This is a genomic window from Maritimimonas rapanae, from assembly GCF_057837205.1.
Genome location: NZ_JBYQFI010000001.1, coordinates 1,995,434 through 2,013,985, shown reverse-complemented (window position 1 = coordinate 2,013,985; position 18,552 = coordinate 1,995,434). Strand labels below are relative to the sequence as shown.

Here is an 18,552-nt window from a genome sequence, read left to right as displayed (position 1 = left end):
TCTTTTATGTCGACAAAAATACGTTTTTTTGTGTATTAAATTTTCTATATGAGTAAGAATGCAATTGTCTTCGGAGCAACTTCTGGTATCGGTAAAGAACTGTCCAAATTATTAGTGAATGATGGTTATAATGTGCTGATTACAGGAAGAAGACTAGAGCGATTAGAGGAAATTAAAGCGGAAAGCCCCGACCGATATAAAATTAGACAACATGATGTGACCGACGTAAATGATACCGATACATTTTTTGATGAGCTTCCTTCTTTTTTTGACAAAGTAGATCTTATAGTTCATAATTCAGGAATTATGCAACCTAACTTTAACCTTGATTGGAATCGTGACCTACCTACTTTAGAAACAAATGTTCTTGGAGCAACAAAAATCTATCAACGATCTTATAATTATTTTGCAGCTCAAGGTTATGGGCATTTAGTTGGTATAACTTCTGTAGCATCTTTAAGAGGTAATAGACAGGTGGCTGCTTACCATGCTTCAAAAGCATTTCAATCAAGCTATATGGAGTCTTTATATATGAAGGCTAAGAGAACCAAAAAGGCTAAAATAGATGTTACAAATATTTTGCCTGGTTATGTAGATACAGATATCATAAAAGGAGAAACTTTTTGGATGGCTCCTTTAGACAAAGCTACAAAACAGATATATACCGCTATAAAAAAGAAAAAGAGAAAAGCATATATAACAAAACGTTGGGCATTTGTTGCTTTTATGCTAAAAATTGTTCCAACAAAATTATTAATGAAGTATTTTTAATAAAGAATGAAAGATAAAATTAATGCTGTAAAAGAGTTTCATAAAGCTTTTAGCATAGGATATCAAACAGAACCAGTTGCAAAACTTTCTGAACAAAAAATGCAATTGCGTTTTGACTTAATGGATGAAGAAAATAGAGAATATTTAGAAGCTGCTAAAAGTGATGATTTGGTTGAGGTTGCTGATGCTCTTGGTGATATGTTATATATTCTTTGTGGAACAATTATAGAACATGGTATGCAAGATAAAATTGAAGATGTTTTTAATGAAATACAACGAAGTAATATGAGTAAGTTAGGAGCAGATGGAAAGCCGATTTATCGTGAAGATGGTAAGGTGATGAAAGGCCCAAATTATTTTAAACCAAATATTGCTGAAGTTTTAGAATAATAAAAAAGGAGCTCATTGAGCTCCTTTTTAAATTATATATTATTATTTTATACTTTGTATCTCCATCCATAAGGATCATCAGACACATTGTATTGTATGTTCATTAGCTTTTCTTTAAACATTTTCGCATAAGAATTCTCTAGCATTTCTAAGTCGAATGTCTCACCACTATGCTCAAATCCAGATATTTGCGTAATTACAGCTGCAGTACCTGCACCAAAAATTTCTTTTAAACTACCATTTTTGGCGGCTTCTTTAATTTCTGCAACAGCTACAGGTCTAACTTCTATATCTATATTATTGTCTTCGGCTAACTTTATAACACTTTTACGAGTAATTCCGTCAAGAATCCTATCATTATTGGGAGCTGTCAATAACTTATCTCCTATTCTAAAAAAGATATTCATTGTTCCGGCTTCTTCTAAATATTCATGCGAATTAGCGTCTGTCCAAATAATTTGCTGAAACCCTTTTTCTTGTGCTATGCTTGTTGGATAAAATTGGGCACCATAATTACCAGCGGCCTTAGCGTAACCTACACCACCATCTGCTGCTCTGCTATATTTTTCTGCAAATAACACTTTAATAGGCATGCTATAATAAGCTTGTACTGGAGAACAAATAATCATAAATTTATATTCTTCAGAGCGAGATGCAGCTACAGCATGTTCAGAAGCAATAACAAACGGACGAACATATAATGCATTTCCAATTCCTTTTTTTACCCAATCTTTATCTAGCTGTAATAAAGTTGTTAAACCTTCAAAAAAATATTCTTTTGGGAATTCTGGAATTGCCATTCTTTTTGAAGAGATATTTATCCTATTAAAATTATCCTCAGGTCTAAATAACCACACATCATCATTGTCATCTTTATATGCTTTCATTCCTTCAAAAACTGCCTGTCCGTAATGAAAAACACGAGCAGAAGGTTCAATACTTAAAGGGCCATAAGGCATTATTTTTGGGCGTTGCCATTTACCATCTTTATAGTCACAAACAAACATATGATCGGTAAAGACTCTACCGAATTGCAAGTTATCAAAATCTACTTGAGAAATTTTAGAATTAGTAACTTTTTGAATATCAAGATGTGATGAAATTTGTACGCTCATTAGGGTAAATTTTTACGATGCAAAAGTACAAAATATAATACCTCATTCAAGGATTAGCTAGTTTTAGTTACTAATTTTAACTAAAATGCTTTTTTTGTGTAAAATAATTGCTAATTGCAATTAAATAAACGTAAAAAATCAATAAAACTTACTTTTTAAATAGATTTTTGCTAATGAATAATTCTTATAATTAGTACTTTTGTGTGATAAAAATATGATTATGAAACATTTTTTATTAATAGTTTGTTTTGCTTTTTTGATTGTTGGATGTAAAGAGAATAAAGAAGAGGCAAAAGTAATGAAAGCTACTTATGCATCATTTGGAGATAAGATTACAGAAGATAATACACTCACTAAAGATGAAATGGCAGAAAAGTTTTATTCGCTTAAAGATGGAGATACGCTTAATGTAAAGTTTGCCTCTACCGTTAATGAGGTTTGTGTAAAAAAAGGGTGTTGGATGAAACTTGACCTTGGTAACGAGAAAGAATCTATGGTGCGTTTTAAAGACTATGGTTTCTTTGTGCCTAAAAATATTAATAACAAAGAAGTTATTGTAGATGGTAAAGCTTATGTTACCAAAATCTCTGTAGATCAGCTCAAACATTACGCAAAAGACGGAGGCAAATCTGAAGAAGAAATAGCAGCTATTACAGAGCCAGAGTTTACATATGCTTTTGAAGCTAATGGAGTACTCCTTAAGGAATGATAAGGTATTTAATTTTATTTTTATTCTTAGCTTTTTTAATTTCATGTTCTTCTAAAAAAAATGATCCTGTAAAAGAGGAATATCAGCTATATGAATCGTCTGAAATGGCTTTGCTTATGCGTCAGATGTATGAATATAATAAGGTTGTACGCAAAAGCATCGTAGATAATGATTCTTTAATTGTTTTTCCAGAAGAATTTTTTAAGATTCATTCAGCTGTACTTACAGATCCAGCTGATAGAGATTCTATTTTTGAAACGCTTTCAAGAAAATATTTGCTTATGCAAAAGTCCATTCAAATTAGTAAAGACTCGGCAAAAGTATTTTTTAATAAAACTATAAATTCTTGTATAACCTGCCATGAGATTAAGTGTCAGGGACCAATACCTAAAATAAAGCGTTTGCTAATCAAATGAAACGGCAAATTTTAATTACTGGAGACGGATCTACTACTATTCACTTACCAGATTGGAACGAGCAATATCATTCTAAGCATGGCGCTATTCAAGAAGCATATCACGTATTCATTAAAAATGGGCTAGAACAGTTAAAAAATCATAGAAATGTATCAATACTAGAAGTTGGTTTTGGTACTGGTTTAAATTGTTTTATTACTTATTTAGAAGCAAAAAAGAAGAGAATCGAAATTAATTACTGCGGTGTTGAAGCTTATCCTGTTCAAAAGGATGAAATTGAAAAATTAAATTATGTTTCTGAATTAAATGCTATAAAAGAAATAGAAATTTTTGATAAGATACATTCACTTTTCTGGAATGAAAAACATCAAATAGCTCAAGATTTTTTACTAACAAAACGAAAGCAGTTTTTTAATGAAATTGATGACGTAGATACCTTTGATCTAATCTATTTTGATGCTTTTGGCGCAAGAGTTCAGCCCGAGCTTTGGTCGGTGGAGATCTTTAAGAAAATGTTTGTAGCACTACGACCTAAAGGAATTTTAGTGACATATTCAGCTAAAGGAAGTGTAAGGCGAGCAATGTTAGAAGCTGGTTTTTTTGTTGAAAGATTACCTGGCCCTCCTGGCAAAAGGGAAATGCTTAGAGCAATAAAGCATTAAAATAATATTAAATAAAATTTCATTTTTGTGTAACCAATATTCCGTTAAGGATGTCTTATCTACTAAATGAAACCATCCAACGACCAAATTTATATTGATAAAGTATTATCTGGCGATACTTCATCGTTTAGCTATCTTGTTGAAAAATATAAAGATATGGCATATACCGTTGCGTTAAAAATTGTGCGAAGTGCGGAAGACGCGGAAGAGGTTGCTCAGGATAGTTTTATAAAAGCATTTCAACAATTAAAAACATTTCAAGGGAAGTCTAAATTTTCTACTTGGTTATATACTATAGTTTATAGAACAGCTATTTCAAAAACTAGAAAAAAGAAACTAGAAGTCACAGATATAGATGAGTATGTAGTAGATAATTATTCTACTGATAGTTCTTTATCTCAAATAGATAGCTTAAGGCATGAAGAACAAGAGCATTTTGTAAAAGCAGCTATTAATAGATTGCCAGAATTAGATGCATTATTAATAACTTTGTTTTATATAAATGATAATACACTTGATGAAATAAAAGATATTACTGGCTATTCTAAAACTAATGTAAAAGTGCGTTTATTTAGAGCCAGAAAAAAATTATATAAAGAATTAGAATCTGTGTTACACAGTGAATTAAAAACACTGTTATAATGAAAAAAAATAAGGAGCAACATATCGACAAATTATTAAAAGATATTTCTGTAGATAAAGCACCAACTAGCTTTACAGATAGTGTTATGAATGATATAAATATCTTTACCAAAGAAGAATTACTTAAGGATATTAGACTCTCTAAGGCTTTAAAGAATAATGCAATTGATAAGCCTTCAACAGGCTTTATTTCGAATGTAATGCACAGTATAGAGGTTAGTACAGTAAATTCATATCAACCCATAATCAGCAAGAAATCTTGGTTTATAATTGGTGTAATTTCTATTATTGTAGTGACGTATGCTTTATATAATCAAACCCCTGCTACTTCTCCATCATTATTGGATGAAGCGATTCCTTATTTTGAACGTCTTCAGTCGTTATTTACTAACTTTAAAATTAATTTAAACTTATCGATGATATTTGTTTATAGCTTACTATCTATTAGTTCTTTACTTGTTTTAGATTTCTTTTCAAAGCAGAAAATCACCCTATAAATTTATTTAATAACCTTCTAACAATTTGGTCTTTATAAATTATTTGTAAATTTGTCGACCAAATTAAAAAAAGCTCCTTTTTAAAGCATCTGCTTCAAAAAGATTTTTTTATAAAAATAAAACTAGTAATATCTGTGACTTAATTGTTATATAATGTGTCATAGATTTAAATTGTGAACGGAAAGATAATATGGTAAAAAACTACACTCCTCTTAATAATCATATAAGACATTTTGTTAGAAGACTTACAATATTTACGGTATTGTTAGTTTTTACCAGTCTAGCAATTAATGCTCAAGCTGACTTAAGTATTACAAAAACGGTAAATGACCCTGCGCCTAATGTTGGTGATGTGGTTACATTTACCTTAACTATTCATAACGATGGACCAAACATTGCTACAGGTGTTACCGTTAGAGATGTAATTCCTAATGGGTATGGTAACCTTACTAATATTAGTAATGGTGTTACTCCTATAGGAACTACAGTTCTATGGCCAAACTTGATAATTCCCGTTGGAAATACACCTGCAGATGATATAGTTTTAACAGTAAATGCAACTGTGCTCCCTACAGGTGATTATAATAACAGAGCAGAAATAACAACTTCAGATCAGATAGATCCTGATAGTGATCCTTCACTAAGTTTTGATCAAGATGATGGAAAAGATGGCACTCCAGACGGTATTGATGATGACGAAACTAGTCTTGTTACAGTAGTACCTATGAGAGCTGATTTAAGTTTAACAAAAACAGTAGATAATCCAACACCTAATATTGGTGACACGGTTGTTTTTACGTTAACATTAACTAATGATGGGCCAGATACTGCTACCGGTGTTGCTGTTCGAGATATTGTACCTAGCGGTTATGGTAACATAACCAATATAGGTAATGGGGGCTCAAATAGTGGTAATATTATTAACTGGACAGGTTTAACGGTTAACTCAGGTCAATCTATTCCGTTAACTATTAGTGCTACTGTTTTAGCTGCCGGAGAGTATAATAACAGAGCAGAGATTGTTGCCTCTGATGTTCATGATTTAGATAGTGATCCTTCATCAAGTTTTGATGATGATGATTATTCAGATGGTATTGCTGATGATGATGAAACAGGTTTGGTAATTGTAACTCCTACTGTATCAGATTTAAGCCTTACAAAAGAAGTTGAAATTTTAGATAATAATCCTGTCGGAGGAAGACCTCATAGAGGTACAAATGTAGTTTTTACAATAACTGTAACAAATGATGGTCCTGAGGATGCTTCTAATGTAACAGTTAGAGATATTTTACCTCAAGGTTATATTTATCTTTCAGATGATGGAGATTATGATCCAACAACTGGTATTTGGAATATTGGAGATATTACTAACGGAAGTTCTGTTTCATTAAATATTACTGCAGTTATTGGTTTAATTGAAGATTATGTGAATTCAGCTGAAATTGTTACTTCAAATTTTGATCCTGATTCGACTCCAGATAATAATGATCCTAATGAAGACGATCAAGATACTGCTTCTGTAGATCCTATAGATATTTTTATTCCAGAAGGATTTTCACCAAACGGAGATAATATCAACGAAACATTTGTAGTGCCTGGTTTAGGATTCTTATATCCAAACTTTAAAATGGAGATCTATAATAGATGGGGTAATAAGGTTTTTGATTATGAAAATGAAGGTAGAAATAATCCATTATGGTGGGATGGTTTCTCAAACGGAAATCTAAACTTTAATGGTAGTGAACAAGTACCAACCGGAACCTATTACTACATTATATATTTCAATCAAGATAATTTAGATCCGATTTCTAATTGGGTATACTTAAATAGATAAAAAAAGTTCGATGAAGAAGATTATTCTATATATAACAATAGCATTTTGTTTGTTTACGGTTGATAGTTTTGCGCAGCAAGACCCCCAATATACCCAATACATGTACAATATGAATGTGGTGAATCCAGCTTATGCCGGATCTCGAGAGACTTTAAGTATTGGCTTGTTAGGAAGAAAACAATGGACAGGTTTAAACGGCGCGCCAGAAACGTTTACAGCTTCGTTACATGCTCCAATTGCAAAAAAAGTAGGATTAGGTTTATCTTTTATTGCAGATGAGTATGGTCCTATAAAAGAACATAATATTTACGGTGATTTTTCATATACCTTGCAAACGTCAGAAGAAGGCAGATTAGCTTTAGGTATTAAGGCTGGTGTAACACTATTTAATGCAGATCTATTATTAGAAACTGTAGATCCAGACCCTATTTTTGATAATATTGATTCTTCATCTGATTTAAATTTTGGAGTAGGAGCATTTTATTATACCGATCATTTTTACCTAGGTTTGTCTATGCCAAACATGTTAAAAGCATCACATATTAGAACTTCAAATGGTGAAATAACCGAAGTTTCAGATCAAATGCACTATTTCTTAACCTCTGGTTATGTGTTCGATTTAAATAAAAATCTTAAATTTAAGCCATCAGTAATGCTTAAAGCAACTTCTGGTGCCCCTTTATCGGCAGATATTTCGACTAATTTTTTGTTTAACGAGCGTTTTGAAGTTGGGGCAAGCTATCGTTTAGACGATTCTATTAGTGGTTTAATTAACTTTGCAATAACCCCAACATTTAGATTAGGTTTTGCATACGATCATACCTTATCTAATTTAGGTGATTTTAATAATGGTTCTTTTGAAGGAATTTTATTATGGGATATTAGATCAGCAGAGAAAAAAATTAAGTCACCAAGATTTTTCTAATAAAGAAAACAACATTGTCATGAGAAAAATATTAACCACACTATTATTGTTGAGTACACTTTTTGTTGTGGCTCAAACAACACCCGGAAAACATTTAGTAAAACTTCAAGACGTTAACACCAAGTTGGCAGATTTTGGAGTTGCTTTTTTTGGAGAAGGAAAAGTAGTTTTTGCATCACCTAGTGATAAAGTAACTATTGTAAAAAGAGTATGGCGAGAAAATGGCCAACCATATTTAGATCTTTATGTAGGAGATATTGATAGCACCGGAGCTGTAGTTAACAAACGTAAATTTGAAGGCGAGGTAAACAAAAGATTGCACGAAGGTTCAGTAGTGTTTACCAAAGATTTAAAGACTGTTTATTTTAGTGCTAACAACTATGATGAAAAGGAGAAATCTATAAGAGGTAAAGGAGGATTTGATAACATACAGATGTATAAAGCAACTGTTAATGATGAAGGTGTATGGTCTAATGTTGAGAAATTACCTTTTAATAGTAATGATTTTCAAACAGGATTGCCAGCATTAAATAGTGATGATTCAAAATTATATTTTGTCTCAGATAGAGAAGGAGGTTTGGGTAAAACGGATATCTATGTTGTAGATATTAATTCTGATGGAACCTTTAGTGACCCTAAAAATTTAGGACCTAGAATTAACACAGAAGAACGTGAAATGTTTCCATTTATGGCAGAAGATAATATTTTATATTTTTCTTCTAACGGTCATCCTGGGCATGGTAATTTAGATGTTTTTGCAAGTAAAATTTTTGATAATACTGTATCGCCAGCTTTAAACCTAGAGCAACCAGTTAATAGCCCTAAAGATGATTTTGCGTATATAATTAATGAATCAGCGCAAAAAGGATTTTTCTCTTCGAACAGAGAAGAAGGTAAAGGTGATGATGATATTTATTCTTTTATTGAAGACGAAGAGTTATTTATTGAATGTTTCCAAGAAATAAAAGGTGTGGTTAGAGATATAGATACGAAAGAATTAATACCAGGAGCCATAGTGCAAATTTTGGATGCTGACGGTAATCAATTACAAATCACGGCGGCTCACGAAGATGATGCTACGTTTAGTTTTAAGTTACCATGTGATGGAGATTATACTCTAGTTGCTACTAATGATGGGTATTTAAGAGAAGAGCGCTCAATTAAAACGGTAAACGATTTAGATGCTGATGCTTTAGTAGAAAACCTCGATATGACACCAGACTTTAAAATGGTGGGTGATGAGTTATTGATTAATATTAATGTAATTTATTTTGATTTCGATAAGCATAATATAAGACCAGATGCTGCTGAAGAATTAGATAAAGTAGTTGAGGTTATGAAAAAATATCCAGAGTTAGATATTCATGCAACCTCGCATACGGATTCTAGAGGGCCAGATTCTTATAATATGCGTTTATCAGATAAAAGAGCTAAGTCTACAATAGAATATATTATTTCTAAAGGAATAGATACAAGTAGAGTAAGTAGCGAAGGTAAAGGAGAAACTCAGTTAGTAAACGATTGTGTTAATGGTAAAGATTGTACAGAAGATCAACATCAGCTTAATAGAAGAACTAATTTTAGAGTTAGAGAACAGATTAGGGTGAAGAGAGAAGAAAAATAATCTTATTATATAAAAGTTTAAGCCGTGTTTAGCACGGCTTTTTTATTTTAAATACTCTAGTAAAGAGGCTAAAACTGGGTTTCTATTATTTTTATTCCAAACAACAGATAAAACAGTTCTATGCTTTATTTTATCTAACTCTATAAATTTTACACCCATATTATAACCAAGCTGTAATGATCTCGGTACTATAGAAATACCTAATCCGTTTTCTACTAATCTATAAATTGAACTCGCATGTATCGTGTTGTGAGATATAATTGGTGAAAATCCATTATCATCAAATAGTTGCATTACTTTTTCGTAATAAGAAGGGCTATAAGAAGGATCAAACATTATAAACGATTCATTTTTTAATTGACTAAGTTTTTTAAAATTAGAAGAATTTATTGGATGATTTTTAGGTAGAACTAAACAAAAAGGCTCTTTTAGAATTGGTAATACTTCTAGCGCTCTAGGTACGCGTTCTAATCTTACAAAACCGATATCAATTTCTTTAGATAATAAACTTTTAATCTGGCGTTGATTATCCATTTCTTTTAGGTTAAAGATTACTTTAGGGTATTCTTTTTTAAACTTTAATAAAAGGTCAGGAATCAATTGATGCATGGCAGAACCCACATAACCAAAACTCAAATTTCCTCGAGTACCATCATGTAAGAGCTTCGTATGAGATAATATATTCTCAAATTCTTTTAGGTTTTGTGTAGCCTCATGTTTAAGATATTTTCCAGCTTCAGTTAGTTCTACTTTTCTGTTATGGCGTTCAAACAATTGAACCCCAAGATCATCTTCCATTTGTTTGATCTGTCTACTTAAGCCAGGTTGAGAAATATATAGTCTTTCGGCAGCTTTTCTAAAATGTAAATCTTCGGCAACAGCTAAAAAATAGCGTAAATGTCTATGCTCAATTTGATTACTCATAGTTATCAATAATAAACAATATTAGTATTATAAAGCATCAAAAATAAGAATAACTTTGATAAAATTTAATAAATAGTATGTTTAGATACGGTATAGATCATTTAACAGTAGATAAGGCTATTGCTATTGCAAATGGTAATCTAAAGGCAGAACTCACCGAAAAGGCAATAATTCAAGTTGAAGAATGCAGAAAGAAAGTTGAGATTATGGCTAGCGGCAAGAAAGCTGTATATGGTATAAATACTGGCTTTGGCCCATTGTGTGACACACAAATTACTCCAGATGAGACTAGTAAACTTCAAGAAAACTTGTTAATTACACATGCGGTTGGTGTTGGTAATCCGATTGATAAAGAATTGTCAAAAATTATGATGATCTGTAAAGTTCATGCACTTTGTCAAGGATATTCTGGTGTTCGGTTAAAATTGATCAATACTATTATTTACTTTATTGAAAATGATTTATTGCCAGTTGTACCAGAACAAGGTTCCGTAGGAGCTTCGGGCGATTTAGCACCTTTATCACATTTATTTTTACCATTACTAGGAGAAGGAGAGTTTTGGGTTAAAGACAAAATAATTTCTGCTAAAGAAGTATTAGCATCTAGAGGACTAAAACCGTTAAAATTAGAAGCAAAAGAAGGATTGGGTTTAATTAATGGTACTCAATTTATTTTAGCGCACGCGATTGTAGGTTTAAAAAAGATGGACTATTTACTTGATCTTGCTGATCTTTCTGGAACCATGACTTTAGAAGGATTTCAAGGCAGTGCATCACCATTTAAAGAAAAGCTACACAATATACGTCCATTTAAAGGAAATTTAAAAGTTGCTGAGCGTATAAGAATGTTTTTAAAAAATTCTCAGAATGTTGAAAATCATTTAGAATGTGATAGGGTTCAAGACCCTTATTCAATTAGATGTATGCCACAGGTACATGGGGCTTCTAGAAATGCTTTTTATCATTTAAATGAACTAGCAGAAATTGAAATGAATTCGGTTACAGATAACCCTATTGTATTGAGTGAAACTGAAGCTATTTCTGGTGGTAATTTTCATGGACAACCATTGGCTATGGCGTTAGATTATACTTCAATAGCAGCTTCTGAATTAGGAAATATTTCAGATAGGCGTTGTTATTTATTACTCGAAGGTAAATATGGTTTGCCGCGATTATTAACTGAAAGTGGTGGATTAAACTCTGGTTATATGATTCCTCAATATACCACAGCTGCTTTAGTTACTGAGAATAAATCTTTGTGTTTTCCACCATCAGCAGATAGTGTACCAACTTCTTTGGGGCAAGAAGATCATGTTTCTATGGGAAGTATTTCTGGACGTAAGTTCAATCAGATATTAGAAAATTTAGAAAAAATATTTGCAATTGAATTAATGTATGCTGCACAGGCCATGGAATTTAGACGTCCAAATACCTTCTCTAAAATTATAGAAGAAAATTTTAAGCTTATTAGAGGTAAAGTTGCTAAATTAGAAGATGATAGGATTTTAAAAGATGATATTAATACAATGATTGATTTAGTTAAAAATCGATCTTTTAGAGTGCACTAAACAAAAGTTAAAATGACTTTTAAAGAAAATATATTACAAGGAATTCCATCGGAACTTCCTAAAAAAAGAGAATATCCTAAGGATGTAAATAGAGCTCCAAAACGAAAAGATATTTTATCTAAAGAGGAAAAACAATTGGCTATTCGCAATGCTTTGAGATATTTTCCAAAAAAGTGGCATGTTGAACTAGCGTTAGAATTTGCTGAAGAGTTGAATGATTATGGTCGCATATACATGTACCGTTTTAAGCCAGATTATAAAATGTTTGCGAGACCAATTGATGAATACCCTGCTAAATCACAGCAAGCAGCAGCTATTATGTTGATGATTCAGAATAATCTTGATCCCGCAGTAGCTCAGCATCCAGAAGAATTAATCACTTATGGTGGTAACGGAGCTGTATTTCAAAACTGGGCGCAGTATCTTTTAACAATGCAATATTTGGCTACCATGTCTAATGAACAAACGTTGCATATGTATTCGGGTCACCCTATGGGTTTATTTCCCTCGTCGAAAGAATCACCTAGGGTTATAGTGACTAATGGTATGATGATCCCTAATTATTCGCAACCAGATGACTGGGAAAAATACAATGCATTAGGAGTTACGCAATATGGACAAATGACGGCAGGTTCATATATGTATATTGGCCCTCAAGGGATTGTACATGGAACCACAATTACGGTGATGAATGCCTTTCGAAAAATTTTAAAGAAAGGAGAAACCCCAAAAGGAAAAATCTTCTTAACAGCTGGGTTAGGAGGTATGAGTGGAGCGCAACCTAAAGCAGGAAATATCGCTAACTGTATTACTATTGCAGCAGAAGTAAATCCAAAAGCAGCAACAAAACGTTATGAGCAAGGCTGGGTAGACGTCTTGATTGACAATATGGATGACTTGTTAACTCGCGTAAAACAAGCGCAAGCATCTGAAGAGGTTGTTTCTATCGCATATGTCGGAAATGTAGTAGAAGTTTGGGAAAGATTTGATGCAGAAAATATCTTTATACATGTAGGTTCAGATCAAACATCATTACATATTCCTTGGACAGGCGGTTACTATCCTGTTGATATTTCTTACGAAGAATCCAATCGATTGATTCGCAAGGAACCAGAAACGTTTAAAAAAGAGGTGCAGAAGACATTGCGAAGACATGCAGAAGCTATAAATAACCATGCAGCTAAAGGAACTTATTTTTTCGATTATGGCAACGCATTTTTATTAGAAGTCTCTCGCGCAGGAGCAGATGTAATGGCCGAAAATCAGATAGATTTTAAGTATCCGTCATATGTGCAAGACATCTTAGGTCCTATGTGTTTCGATTACGGATTTGGTCCTTTTCGTTGGGTGTGTACTTCTGGGAAACCAGAAGATCTAGATAAAACTGATGAAATTGCTATGAATATCTTGCAAGAGATCATGGAAAATTCTCCTAAAGAAATTCAGTTACAAATGCAAGACAATATCACTTGGATAAAAGACGCTAAGAAAAACAAAATGGTTGTTGGTTCTCAGGCACGTATTTTATATGCTGATGCGGAAGGAAGAGTAAAAATTGCAAAAGCGTTTAACGATGCTATTTCAGAAGGGAAAATAGGACCAGTTGTATTAGGTAGAGATCATCACGATGTGAGTGGTACGGATTCGCCATACAGAGAAACGTCTAATATTTATGATGGAAGTAAATTTACAGCTGATATGGCAATTCATAATGTAATTGGTGATAGTTTTAGAGGTGCGACCTGGGTTTCTATTCATAATGGAGGTGGAGTAGGATGGGGAGAAGTTATTAATGGCGGTTTTGGTATGTTGCTTGATGGTACTTTTGAAGCTGAATCTCGATTGAAGAAAATGCTTTTTTATGATGTAAATAATGGAATAGCGCGTAGAAGTTGGGCACGTAATAAGGAAGCATTATTTGCTATAAAGCGTGAAATGGAACGTACACCAAGTTTAAAAGTTACAATACCTAATTTAGTTGACGATAATATATTAAATAACCTGTTTTAATGGATACATTATTCAAGAATATAAAAGAATTAATTCAAGTTAGAACAGAACCCATATCGTTTGTTTCTGGTAAAGAAATGAAAGAGTTACCAACTATTAAAAATGCTTATTTATTAGTTAAAGATGGTTTGATTGCTGATTTTGGAAAGATGGAAGACTGCCCAGAAACTCAAGCAAAAATTGTTGATGTAACTGGTAAAATGATTTTGCCATCATGGTGTGATTCTCATACGCATATAGTTTATGCTGGTAATCGTGAAGGAGAATTTGTCGATCGCATTAATGGACTAACCTATGAAGAAATTGCCAAGCGCGGAGGAGGTATTTTAAATTCAGCTAAAAAACTACAAGAAACTTCAGAAGAAGAACTTTATGAGCAAAGTAAAGTGCGTTTAGAAGAAGTTATTTCTTTAGGAACTGGTGCCGTTGAAATCAAATCAGGGTATGGTTTAACAAAAGAAGCAGAATTAAAAATGCTTCGCGTAATTAAACGGTTAAAAGAGAATTATCCAATAGAGGTCAAGTCCACTTTTTTAGGCGCTCATGCTTTACCTTTAGAATATAAAGATAATAAAGATGGGTATTTACAAATGCTCATTGATGATATAATACCAGTTATAGCTAAAAAAAGCTTAGCCGAATATGTAGATGTTTTTTGTGAAACAGGATATTTTTCTGTAGCAGACACAGAATTGATTTTAGAGGCAGGTAAGAAGTATGGACTTATTCCTAAAATTCATGTAAATCAATTTACAGCAATTGGCGGTATACTGGCAGGCGTAAAGTATAATGCTCTTTCTGTTGACCATTTAGAAGAAATGCGAGATGAAGACATCGAGGTGCTAAAAAACACAAAGACAATGCCAGTTGCTTTACCAAGCTGTTCATACTTTTTAAGCATACCTTATACTCCAGCGCGTAAGATGATTGATGCAGGTTTACCATTAGCACTTGCTACAGATTATAACCCTGGCTCCACACCATCGGGTAATATGAACTTTGTAGTTTCAACTGCTTGCGTAAAAATGAAAATGACTCCAGAAGAAGCTATAAATGCAGCAACAATTAACGGAGCTTATGCAATGGGTTTAGAAAAACAATTAGGTTCTATTACTGTTGGTAAGCAGGCGAATTTAATAGTGACTAAACCTATCAACTCTTACAGTTTTATTCCATATTCCTTTGGAAATCATCAAGTTGAAAAAGTGTATTTAAACGGGAAGAAAATCATTTGAATAATTTTGCTCTTTTCTTATGTCAACAAGATAAGTTCTTATTGTCAACTAAAACCCTTGAGAAATTCTGTACAAACCTTTTTCGTCTAAAACCTTAAGTTTTTTACCATCTGAAGAAATTAACTCTTTCTTTTTAAATTCAGATAAAAGTCTAATGGCAGATTCTGTAGCGGTTCCAATAACACTTGCAATTTCTTCACGTGTTAGAGAAATATCTAAATAACCCTCTTTACTTTCACCAAAGGTTTCCTTTAAAAATAATAAGGTATCGGCTAGTCTTTGCTTTACAGTTTTTTGAGCCATTTTTGTAATGGATGCATTGGCATCCTTTAAATCATGACAAACAGTCTTCATCATATCCATAGAAAACTTTGGATTTTCTCTAATAGAATCAAAAATATCTTTTTTAGGTATAAAACAAGCTTCCATATCTTTTAAAGCGGTAACAGTAAGCGTTACAGGTTCTTCACTTAATACAGATCTATAACCCAACATATCACCTCCTTTAATAAAGCGGACTATCTGTTCCTTACCATTTGCACTCAATCTAGAAAGTTTGCATACACCTTGCTTAATACAATAAACACCATTTAAAGTATTTCCTTCCCTAAATAAAACATCACCTTTCTTAAAAGTCATGGCATCCTTATGATCAGACATGCTCTTAAGTTCATCTTTAGTTAGAGATTTTAAAGTATTAAATTCACGGATTATACACTGCTGACAGTTACCCATACCAAATTGAGAAATTACTATTCAAATATATTCAATATATATGATATTTATCATATTTTAGAAATAGTTTATATCTAACCTTTGTTTAAGGTAAATGAGTAATGTATGTCTTTAACTAATTGTTATCATTGTGGTGATGACTGTAGTAGTGATGTAACCCATTTCAATAATAAATCTTTTTGTTGTAATGGATGTAAGACTGTATACGAAATTCTCAATGAGAATGAACTCGGTAATTATTATGATTTAGAACAATCACCAGGCAAAATTCCAGAGAATATTCAAGGTAAATATGATTATTTAGACAATGATGCGATTGTAAAAAACCTTTATGATTTTAAAGATGAAAATACAACTGTAATCACATTCTATATTCCACATATACATTGCAGTTCATGTATTTGGGTTTTAGAACATTTAAATAAGCTAAATTCTGCTATAAGTTCTTCAATTGTAAATTTCCCTAAAAAAGAAGTTCGTTTAACATTTAGTAATAGAGAAACTACTTTAAAAAAATTAGTTGAATTATTAAGTTCTATAGGATATGAACCTTACATTAGCCTTGATAGTGAAACTACTCAAAAAAAGAAAGTTAATAGATCACTTTTATATAAATTGGCTGTTGCGGGGTTTGCATTCGGGAACATTATGTTGTTATCTTTTCCTGAATACTTTCAATCTGATGGTTACTGGTTAGAAAAATACAAACCCTTATTTAGAACCATAATTTTTATAACAGTTTTGCCAGTTGTTTTTTATGCTGCAAGTGATTACTTCCTTTCTGCCTATAAAGGATTAAAACATAAGATCTTAAATATAGATGTACCTATAGCCTTAGGTATTTCTGTGCTGTTTTTACGAAGTTCTTATGAAATACTTTTTAATGTTGGTCAAGGATATTTCGATAGCTTGGCTGGATTTGTTTTTTTTCTATTACTAGGAAAAATATTTCAACAACAAACCTATAGCTTCTTGTCTTTTGAGCGAGATTATAAATCCTATTTTCCAATTGCAGTCACTAAAATTAAAGATGACAAATCAGAAATAAATGTTTCAATCTACGAAGTAGAAAAAGGAGATCGACTATTGATCAGAAATAACGAGTTAATTCCAGTTGATGGTATACTTATCTCTAAAAATACTGAAATAGATTATAGTTTTGTTACGGGCGAATCTTTACCTGTTTCAAAAAAATCTGGTGACAAAATCTTTGCAGGAGGAAAACAACTTTTAGGAGCAGTAGAAATGGAAGTTCTACAATCTGTTTCACAAAGCTATTTAACACAGCTATGGAGCAATGATATTTTTACAAAAACTAAAACTAGCAAAATAAAAAATCTAACAGATTCTATAAGTAAGCAGTTTACTATCATTGTTTTACTTATTGCTTTTGCCTCAGGAATCTTTTGGTATTTTAAAGATGTAACAATGGTGGCGAATGTTGTAACTGCGGTACTTATAGTTGCGTGTCCTTGTGCGTTAGCACTTTCAGCACCATTTGCTTTAGGGAATATGCTACGTATTTTTGGTAAACGAAAAATGTATCTTAAAAATACTGATGTTATTGAGAATCTTTCTCATATAGATGCTATTATTTTTGATAAAACGGGTACTATAACTACTAACAAAGCTAGAATAGTTTATGACGGTTTACCACTTTCATATGAAGATAAACAAGCCGTTATTAGTGTTTTAAGAAACTCTAATCATCCATTAAGCAGAAATATTTATAATTATTTAACAGAAATTCATTCGCTTAAAGTTTCTGAATTTAAAGAAGAATTAGGAAAGGGTGTGCAAGGAAAAGTAAATGGTAGGCATGTAAAACTTGGGTCAGCTGAGTTTGTAAATGCAAAAGAACTTTCCTCTTTGCAAACTAAAGTTTTTATTAGTATTAATAATGAGGTGCTTGGAAAATTTGTTTTCGAAAATTCATACCGAGAACAATTAGGTTCACTATTCAAAGAATTAAAGAAAAGTTATCGTTTAGGAATCTTATCAGGAGATAATCGAGGTGAAAAAAATAAGCTCGAAGAAATACTACCTAATAAAACAATGTTGGTTTTTGATCAAAAACCAGAAGATAAGCTTAACTATATTAAAGAATTACAAGATAAAGGACAAAAAGTATTGATGGTCGGTGATGGGCTGAATGATGCAGGCGCACTAGCACAGAGTAATGTTGGTTTGGCTATGGCAGAAGACATTAATGTATTTTCTCCTGCTTCAGACGGAATAATAGATGCAACCAGATTTGCACAATTATCAAGCTTGTTAGAATTGTCTAAAAAAACATTGAAAATTATTAAAATAAGTTTTGTAATTTCATTACTCTACAACCTTATAGGTATGTATTTTGCCATTAATGGTTTGTTATCACCAATTATTGCGGCAATTTTAATGCCTTTAAGTTCTGTAACTATAGTAATTTTTGTAACCGTAGCAACAAATTTTATAGCTAATAGTAAAAAATATAAAACATGACATTTGTCATA

The 18,552-nt window shown here is 32.1% G+C and carries 17 protein-coding genes; 14 read left to right on the top strand and 3 right to left on the bottom strand.

What is annotated here, in order from left to right; genetic code table 11:
• Positions 1 to 48 precede the first annotated feature (48 nt).
• Together AC3IF2_RS09705 and AC3IF2_RS09700 are read left to right on the top strand one after the other, a co-directional pair.
• Positions 49 to 771, top strand: a complete 723-nt coding sequence (locus AC3IF2_RS09705) for an SDR family NAD(P)-dependent oxidoreductase (protein WP_489166843.1) — start codon at positions 49 to 51, stop codon at positions 769 to 771.
• 6 nt (positions 772 to 777) lie between these two features.
• Positions 778 to 1,161, top strand: coding sequence for a pyrophosphohydrolase domain-containing protein (locus tag AC3IF2_RS09700; RefSeq protein WP_489166842.1), 384 nt, complete (start codon positions 778 to 780; stop codon positions 1,159 to 1,161).
• A gap of 47 nt (positions 1,162 to 1,208) precedes the next feature.
• Here the strand turns inward: AC3IF2_RS09700 and AC3IF2_RS09695 are convergent, their stop codons facing one another.
• Positions 1,209 to 2,276 (bottom strand): branched-chain amino acid aminotransferase, encoded by a 1,068-nt coding sequence (locus tag AC3IF2_RS09695; protein WP_489166841.1) that lies wholly within the window; start codon positions 2,274 to 2,276, stop codon positions 1,209 to 1,211.
• A gap of 220 nt (positions 2,277 to 2,496) precedes the next feature.
• Between AC3IF2_RS09695 and AC3IF2_RS09690 the strand changes: the two genes are divergently transcribed.
• From AC3IF2_RS09690 to AC3IF2_RS09655, 8 genes are all read left to right on the top strand, one after another.
• Positions 2,497 to 2,985 (top strand): DUF4920 domain-containing protein, encoded by a 489-nt coding sequence (locus tag AC3IF2_RS09690; protein ID WP_489166840.1) that lies wholly within the window; start codon positions 2,497 to 2,499, stop codon positions 2,983 to 2,985.
• Positions 2,982 to 3,401: a hypothetical protein gene (locus AC3IF2_RS09685; RefSeq protein ID WP_489166839.1), complete on the top strand. Its 420-nt coding sequence runs from the start codon at positions 2,982 to 2,984 to the stop codon at positions 3,399 to 3,401. Before AC3IF2_RS09690 ends, AC3IF2_RS09685 begins: the two co-directional genes overlap by 4 nt.
• Positions 3,398 to 4,063 carry a tRNA (5-methylaminomethyl-2-thiouridine)(34)-methyltransferase MnmC2 gene (gene mnmC2, locus AC3IF2_RS09680; RefSeq protein WP_489166838.1) on the top strand — a complete coding sequence of 222 codons (666 nt, stop codon included), beginning with the start codon at positions 3,398 to 3,400 and terminating at the stop codon, positions 4,061 to 4,063. Before AC3IF2_RS09685 ends, mnmC2 begins: the two co-directional genes overlap by 4 nt.
• 66 nt (positions 4,064 to 4,129) lie before the next feature.
• The gene (locus AC3IF2_RS09675; RefSeq protein ID WP_489166837.1) at positions 4,130 to 4,705 is read left to right on the top strand and encodes an RNA polymerase sigma factor; all 576 of its coding nucleotides are present in this window, start codon (positions 4,130 to 4,132) and stop codon (positions 4,703 to 4,705) included.
• Positions 4,705 to 5,202, top strand: a complete 498-nt coding sequence (locus AC3IF2_RS09670) for a hypothetical protein (protein ID WP_489166836.1) — start codon at positions 4,705 to 4,707, stop codon at positions 5,200 to 5,202. Before AC3IF2_RS09675 ends, AC3IF2_RS09670 begins: the two co-directional genes overlap by 1 nt.
• 190 nt (positions 5,203 to 5,392) lie before the next feature.
• Positions 5,393 to 7,036 (top strand): T9SS type B sorting domain-containing protein, encoded by a 1,644-nt coding sequence (locus AC3IF2_RS09665; protein ID WP_489166835.1) that lies wholly within the window; start codon positions 5,393 to 5,395, stop codon positions 7,034 to 7,036.
• A gap of 10 nt (positions 7,037 to 7,046) precedes the next feature.
• Positions 7,047 to 7,961, top strand: a complete 915-nt coding sequence (locus AC3IF2_RS09660; RefSeq protein ID WP_489166834.1) for a PorP/SprF family type IX secretion system membrane protein — start codon at positions 7,047 to 7,049, stop codon at positions 7,959 to 7,961.
• 19 nt (positions 7,962 to 7,980) lie between these two features.
• Entirely contained in the window at positions 7,981 to 9,585 is a 1,605-nt protein-coding gene (locus tag AC3IF2_RS09655; RefSeq protein WP_489166833.1) for an OmpA family protein, read from the top strand.
• 42 nt (positions 9,586 to 9,627) lie between these two features.
• On the opposite strand, the gene AC3IF2_RS09650 is transcribed toward AC3IF2_RS09655, so the two are convergent.
• Positions 9,628 to 10,509 (bottom strand): LysR family transcriptional regulator, encoded by an 882-nt coding sequence (locus AC3IF2_RS09650; protein ID WP_489166832.1) that lies wholly within the window; start codon positions 10,507 to 10,509, stop codon positions 9,628 to 9,630.
• Between the two features lie 77 nt (positions 10,510 to 10,586).
• On the opposite strand from AC3IF2_RS09650, the gene hutH reads away from it, so the two are divergent.
• From hutH to hutI, 3 genes are read left to right on the top strand one after another with little or no spacing between them, the layout of a single operon-like run.
• Positions 10,587 to 12,077, top strand: a complete 1,491-nt coding sequence (hutH, locus tag AC3IF2_RS09645) for a histidine ammonia-lyase (protein ID WP_489166831.1) — start codon at positions 10,587 to 10,589, stop codon at positions 12,075 to 12,077.
• A gap of 12 nt (positions 12,078 to 12,089) precedes the next feature.
• Positions 12,090 to 14,087, top strand: a complete 1,998-nt coding sequence (hutU, locus tag AC3IF2_RS09640; protein WP_489166830.1) for a urocanate hydratase — start codon at positions 12,090 to 12,092, stop codon at positions 14,085 to 14,087.
• The gene (gene hutI / locus AC3IF2_RS09635; protein ID WP_489166829.1) at positions 14,087 to 15,322 is read left to right on the top strand and encodes an imidazolonepropionase; all 1,236 of its coding nucleotides are present in this window, start codon (positions 14,087 to 14,089) and stop codon (positions 15,320 to 15,322) included. Before hutU ends, hutI begins: the two co-directional genes overlap by 1 nt.
• 48 nt (positions 15,323 to 15,370) lie before the next feature.
• On the opposite strand, the gene AC3IF2_RS09630 is transcribed toward hutI, so the two are convergent.
• On the bottom strand, positions 15,371 to 15,982 hold the full coding sequence (locus tag AC3IF2_RS09630) for a Crp/Fnr family transcriptional regulator (protein WP_489166828.1): 612 nt from the start codon (positions 15,980 to 15,982) through the stop codon (positions 15,371 to 15,373).
• Positions 15,983 to 16,162: 180 nt separating this feature from the next.
• Between AC3IF2_RS09630 and AC3IF2_RS09625 the strand changes: the two genes are divergently transcribed.
• Positions 16,163 to 18,541: a heavy metal translocating P-type ATPase gene (locus AC3IF2_RS09625; RefSeq protein WP_489166827.1), complete on the top strand. Its 2,379-nt coding sequence runs from the start codon at positions 16,163 to 16,165 to the stop codon at positions 18,539 to 18,541.
• Positions 18,542 to 18,552: the final 11 nt, after the last annotated feature.

Coding starts and splice junctions, on each gene's coding strand:
- AC3IF2_RS09705 (WP_489166843.1), top strand. CDS start 49: ATGAGTAAGAATGCAATTGTCTTCGGAGCAACTTCTGGTATCGGTAAA.
- AC3IF2_RS09700 (WP_489166842.1), top strand. CDS start 778: ATGAAAGATAAAATTAATGCTGTAAAAGAGTTTCATAAAGCTTTTAGC.
- AC3IF2_RS09695 (WP_489166841.1), bottom strand. CDS start 2,276: ATGAGCGTACAAATTTCATCACATCTTGATATTCAAAAAGTTACTAAT.
- AC3IF2_RS09690 (WP_489166840.1), top strand. CDS start 2,497: ATGAAACATTTTTTATTAATAGTTTGTTTTGCTTTTTTGATTGTTGGA.
- AC3IF2_RS09685 (WP_489166839.1), top strand. CDS start 2,982: ATGATAAGGTATTTAATTTTATTTTTATTCTTAGCTTTTTTAATTTCA.
- mnmC2 (WP_489166838.1), top strand. CDS start 3,398: ATGAAACGGCAAATTTTAATTACTGGAGACGGATCTACTACTATTCAC.
- AC3IF2_RS09675 (WP_489166837.1), top strand. CDS start 4,130: ATGAAACCATCCAACGACCAAATTTATATTGATAAAGTATTATCTGGC.
- AC3IF2_RS09670 (WP_489166836.1), top strand. CDS start 4,705: ATGAAAAAAAATAAGGAGCAACATATCGACAAATTATTAAAAGATATT.
- AC3IF2_RS09665 (WP_489166835.1), top strand. CDS start 5,393: ATGGTAAAAAACTACACTCCTCTTAATAATCATATAAGACATTTTGTT.
- AC3IF2_RS09660 (WP_489166834.1), top strand. CDS start 7,047: ATGAAGAAGATTATTCTATATATAACAATAGCATTTTGTTTGTTTACG.
- AC3IF2_RS09655 (WP_489166833.1), top strand. CDS start 7,981: ATGAGAAAAATATTAACCACACTATTATTGTTGAGTACACTTTTTGTT.
- AC3IF2_RS09650 (WP_489166832.1), bottom strand. CDS start 10,509: ATGAGTAATCAAATTGAGCATAGACATTTACGCTATTTTTTAGCTGTT.
- hutH (WP_489166831.1), top strand. CDS start 10,587: ATGTTTAGATACGGTATAGATCATTTAACAGTAGATAAGGCTATTGCT.
- hutU (WP_489166830.1), top strand. CDS start 12,090: ATGACTTTTAAAGAAAATATATTACAAGGAATTCCATCGGAACTTCCT.
- hutI (WP_489166829.1), top strand. CDS start 14,087: ATGGATACATTATTCAAGAATATAAAAGAATTAATTCAAGTTAGAACA.
- AC3IF2_RS09630 (WP_489166828.1), bottom strand. CDS start 15,982: ATGTCTGATCATAAGGATGCCATGACTTTTAAGAAAGGTGATGTTTTA.
- AC3IF2_RS09625 (WP_489166827.1), top strand. CDS start 16,163: ATGTCTTTAACTAATTGTTATCATTGTGGTGATGACTGTAGTAGTGAT.